Source organism: Rhodanobacter spathiphylli B39 (assembly GCF_000264295.1).
Taxonomy (GTDB): domain Bacteria; phylum Pseudomonadota; class Gammaproteobacteria; order Xanthomonadales; family Rhodanobacteraceae; genus Rhodanobacter; species Rhodanobacter spathiphylli.
In genome coordinates this window covers 1-1,508 of record NZ_AJXT01000086.1, presented here as the reverse complement: position 1 = coordinate 1,508, position 1,508 = coordinate 1, and the positions used below count along the sequence as shown (strand labels likewise).

Genomic DNA, 1,508 nt, shown 5'->3' with positions numbered 1-1,508 from the left:
AACTTAATTGATCAGACCATCCCTAAAAACACGCAAATTAGGATGGAAACAACGCGCTTCATTTCATAAACCCTCTTTCATGGCGTCTCAATCTGAACATCAGTATATTCTTTACCGCCAATTATTTGAACGCGATGAATCAGGGCGGTCTTCAGGTCAAACTCCCCACCCCAGTACGAACTGTAAAAGTTTGCCTAAATACCATGTCGGAATATTGATTTCGTGGAAAATTAGAGCCAGAAACTCCAACCTTGTCGGTTATAACTCCATTATAGAAGATCTGAAATGAATCGTTTGTATTACTGTCATAATAATCTTTATTACCCCTAAAGGAAATACGCGTTACGTGTTCTCTCACCGTACCATCCGGATAAACTTCGACACCCTCCGCATTTATTAGCTGATATCTCCATATGTATACACAATTATTACCACAGCCCGACTGCAATACCCCGCGACCTCCAATGACAACAAGGCCTGCCGGGCTCTTGTCTGCCTCGGCGAGCTGAGCTGTAGTAAGTGGCATGGAAAATGGTGATGGCGTCAACTGAACGCGTGATGGCCCCCCGCTATCGCATGGAACCGGCTCATTACATATTTCCATATCCTTTCCATGCCTTGGCGATCTTCCGGACGGATCAACCAACATGATCGGATTCCCACTAACATAGCCAAAACGACCGATATTAAAAATGTTACCCGCTTGAGGTCCCACCGGATCCACACTCAAGAATCGCCCCACCTCCGGATCGTAATACCGCGCCTGCATGTACACGAGCCCCGTCTCGGGGTCGTTCACATGCCCGGTATACCCCGGCCCGTCCGGCGCTGCGCCCACGCTCGTCACCGGCATGCCGTACGGCGTGTACTCGAACCGCTTCGTGATGTGGCCTTGCGCATCGCTTTCCATCACCGGCGTGCCCTGCGCGTCGGTGTACACGTAGGTCACCGTGCCGGCGTGGGCCATCATGGCCAGCAGCCACAGCACCAGCGTCGCCAGACAGCGTGCTTGCTTATTCACCGGACACCTCCTGCGTCGAGCTCGCTTCGGCCGGCGCCGCCAGCCCGAAGTCCGACTGCAGCGTGACCGAGCCGTAACCGCTCCAGCCCGAGCAGCCGGTGGCGTTGCACGCCTTCACCCGGAACTTCACCGTGCCCGTCGCGAAGATGATTGAGCTCGCGGAAGTATTGGGGCCGCTGTAGAACGTGTCGCCAACGCTGCTCCCCGGATCGGTCTCCTCCACCGTGTAGCTGGTCGCGCCGGCCACCGCGCTCCAGCTGACGGTGACCACCGGCTTGTCGCTCGGCCCCGACGCATGCACGCTCGGCGTGCCCGGCACCGCCGGTATCACGCCGACCGCGATCGTCTTGGTCGTGCTCCATTGGCCGCAGCCATTGGTGTTGCACGCCTCCACCCGGTAGCCGTAGCTGGCGCTGGTCTTGCCGCTGATCGCCAGGCTGCTGGCGGTGCTGTTCTGCACGCTGCTCCAGCTGCCGCCGTTGACCTG

At 56.8% G+C, this 1,508-nt stretch carries 1 protein-coding gene and 1 pseudogene; both read right to left on the bottom strand.

All coding sequences use genetic code 11. The features are described from left to right. Nucleotides 1-151: 151 nt before the first annotated feature. The gene (locus UU7_RS17830; RefSeq protein WP_157582417.1) at nucleotides 152-1,021 is read right to left on the bottom strand and encodes an RHS repeat-associated core domain-containing protein; all 870 of its coding nucleotides are present in this window, start codon (nucleotides 1,019-1,021) and stop codon (nucleotides 152-154) included. After that, nucleotides 1,014-1,508 (bottom strand): annotated as a pseudogene (locus tag UU7_RS18725) (hypothetical protein); the annotation flags it as partial. The pseudogene UU7_RS18725 and the gene UU7_RS17830, both read right to left, overlap by 8 nt.